The sequence below is a fragment of the Rhodococcus sp. R1101 genome, assembly GCF_000278445.1.
Classification (GTDB): domain Bacteria; phylum Actinomycetota; class Actinomycetes; order Mycobacteriales; family Mycobacteriaceae; genus Rhodococcus; species Rhodococcus gordoniae.
Genome location: NZ_AJVB01000448.1, coordinates 1 through 3,228, shown reverse-complemented (window position 1 = coordinate 3,228; position 3,228 = coordinate 1). Strand labels below are relative to the sequence as shown.

Sequence of the window (3,228 nt, the reverse complement as noted above, 5' to 3'; positions counted from 1 at the left end):
GGATCGGTGGCATCCACTTACCCAGAACGGCAACCGAACTGAGCAGGAGAAAGACGACCACCATCGGTGCGGCGATCGCCACGTCGGAACCGAGCGCCGCCACCAGATCGATACCGAACTTCAGGAAGACCCCCGCGACCATCGCCATGACGATCGGCATCGGCAGGGCCTCCATCACCCGGCGGACCAGTCCCGAGGCTCCCAGCACCGTCACGAGGGCAGCGGTCACGAAGAACGCGCCGACCACCTCCGCCCAACTCAGGTGCGTCAGCGACCCGCCGACGAGCACCGTGCCCGGGATCGTCCAGAAGAACCCCAGGGGTTGCCGGTAGGCGATGCTCATCACGATCGTGAGCAGGCCGTTGAGTACGAACACCCCGAAGATCCACGACGCCAGTTGCGGCGCGCTCAACCCGCCGGCGGCGCCGGCCGCGAGAATCACCGCGACCGGGCCCGTGCACGAGAAGATGAGGCCGATCAGACCGTTCGCGGCGTATCGCGGACCGAGATCCCGGAGTATGCGGCGCGGCCCGAAGACGGGACGTACAGGACGTTCGTACAGGTCGGTCTCGGCGGTGGGGCGATCGTCCACGGCGGTCATCGGATCCTCAACCTCAATTCTGTTGTCGGAACTTCGCGGCGAGCTCACTGCGCGAGCGGATGCCGAATTTCGAATACACGCGGGTCAGGTGGTACTGCACCGTCTTGACGGACAGGAACAGCTCACCGGCGACTTCCTTGTTGGTGCGGCCCGACGCGACGAGTGTGGCCACGGCGCGTTCCTGCGGGGTGAGGGTCGTGAAATCCGAACGCAGGGAGTCTGTCTCACTGTCACCGGTACGAAGACCGCCGGCTTTGAGTTCCCGGTCGCAGCGTTCGACGTACGAGACGGCACCGAGCGACGAGTACAGTTCACGGGCGGTGCGGATCACCGCGTCGGCGTCGCGGCGACGCCCCGCCCGGCGCATCGTCTGGCCGTACGCGAAGTTGATGCGCGCGCGGTCGTAGGGCAGTGGCAGCGTGTCGATCTCGTCGAGGGCGCTCTCGAAGGCGTCACGGGCAGCGTCGATGTCGCCACGTGCGCCGAGAATTCGGCCGCGTACATAGCCCAGCCGTGCCCTGGCGGACCGGTGCCCGCGCTCGGCGGCGAGTTCCTCGTGTGGACGCAGGAATTCGTCCGCCTCGCCCACCCGTCCGGTGACCACGAGGGCGTTACCGTACAAGTCCTGCCACGGCCAGTGCCCGGGTTCGTCGATCGCACCCCGGCCGCGCATGGTGACGATCGGCTGAAGGTAGCGCAGGACACTCGTGTAGTCGGAGACCACTTCGGCGCACTGCGCCAGACACAGGCAGGCGGGTACGAGCATCAGCGAGTAGTCACCGGTTCCGGCGCGAGCGCGATGGGCGTGCTCTCTTGCTGCACCCCAATTCCCGCGCAACGCGTGGACCTGGGCCCCGGTCCAGTGGACGAGCGGTCGGAGCAGATCGAGTTGCGTCGCCTCGAGTTGTGCCGCGGCACGGTCCACGGTGCGGAGAGCGTCGGACCACGCGCCCAGGGCGAACTGCGTCCGGGCGAGCCACGCCTGTGCCCACAAGGAGATCCGCAGCGACCCCCCGCGCAAGGTGGTCGGCTCTGCGGCTTCGAGTTCCGTACGCGCGAGATCGGGCTGGTCGAGCGCGAGTGCGAGCCATCCCTCGGCCATGCGGATGCGCTGGCTCTGTGCCCCGAGCCGGATGGCTTCGGACAGAGCTGAATACGATTCGACCGCTTCGTCGACCCGTCCGGTCATCGCCAGTCCGAGGCCCCGGATGGCTCGCGACTCCACCACTGGAGGTGTTGTCTCGGGGAGGGTGTGCGAGGCGCGATCGGCCCACAGGACGAGGTCGTCGCCGCGCAGTCGTGCCAGCGAGTGCAGCACCATTCGCTGGGAGATCGTCGCAGCGAGTACGGGGTCGGACTCCGGGTCGTCGAGCATCGACCACGCTTCGGTGAGCAGATGATGGGCTTCGGCGGCCCGGCCCTTCTGGATCGCGAGATAACCCAGCACGGCATTGCGCATCGGCCCGCTCGGCACGCTCTCGATTTCGGGAACGAACGTCTGGGCCTGAGGGAGATCCGCCGCGCCGGTCAGTGCGTCGACACCGCGAATCATCCTGCGGGTCCGCAATTCTCGGTCGAGAGTGATGCGGCTGGAGGTGATCAGCGCTTCGGCTGCCTGGGACCAGGCACCGTCGGCGGCGCAGCGCCGGGCATAGGAGTCGAGGCGGGCGGCGAGTTCCTCGTTTCCGGTGGGCGTCGCGGACACGAGGTGGAACAGCCGGGCGCCTTCGTCGTCGACGATCGAGGCGGCCCGCTCGTGCAGACTGTGCCAGCGTGCCGGACCGATCTCGTCGGCCACGGCGGCGCGGGTCATGGGGTCGGGGAACGACAACGACACCACGCCTCGTTGTTCGCGCATCGTGAGCAGACCGAGTCGGTGCGCTTCGTCGAGTGGTCCGGTGGTGTCGCCGATCTCGGCGAGTTCTGCGACGAGTGTGAGTGATTCGATGGATCCCTGCGTGGCGGCAGTGTCCAGGACAGCAACCGATTCGACGAGGGCACGCGTGTCCGGTGAACACCGAGCGAGGATGCGGGCCACCCTCCCGGAGTGTTGCCGAGGGGCCGGGAAGCGCGCCTGCCAGCGGTGCCATTCGTCGCGCGGGATCTCGTCGAGGAGCTGCAGGATCGAGCGGGGATTCCCGAGAGTGTGCTCCTGCAGACGACGAGCCGTCCACGCGGACAGATCGACACCGATGCGACGTAGGGCGAGCTGCGCGACATCCGGTGGGGTCAGCGGACCGACGTGGATCGTGTCCACGCGATGATTGTTCGAGAGAAGGCGCGCGGTCGCCTCGGTGACATCGTCGGGAAGCACGTCGGGCACGATCCAGATCATGAGAAGGGGGCGTCCGTGCGCTCGCCGCCTCGAAGAGGACAGCGACTGCAACGACTCGACGTCCGCGTAGTGCGCGTCGTCCACGACGATCACGGTCACATCGTCGATCCGATCGAGGAGAGTGCGGGCCGCTTCCACCGGGTCGTCCGCGACGACGGTGTCGCCGAGAAGCTGCTCGAGCACGGACCAGGGATGGTCGGCCTCCCATGGCGCACCGGACGCGTCGTGGACGATCAGGTCGTCGTGGCGAGCGACGACGACCTGATCGTCCACGACGCGTCCGGTGCGCCAT

Annotated in this window: 2 protein-coding genes; both read right to left on the bottom strand. The window is 67.7% G+C overall.

The genetic code is table 11. The annotated features are described in order from the left end of the window. Nucleotides 1-601: benzoate/H(+) symporter BenE family transporter (locus R1101_RS0119605; protein WP_016935018.1), on the bottom strand; the 601-nt coding region annotated here is incomplete at its 3' end. 13 nt (nucleotides 602-614) lie between these two features. Continuing rightward, the coding region (locus tag R1101_RS27625) for a helix-turn-helix domain-containing protein (RefSeq protein ID WP_016935017.1) at nucleotides 615-3,228 on the bottom strand (2,614 nt) is incomplete at its 5' end.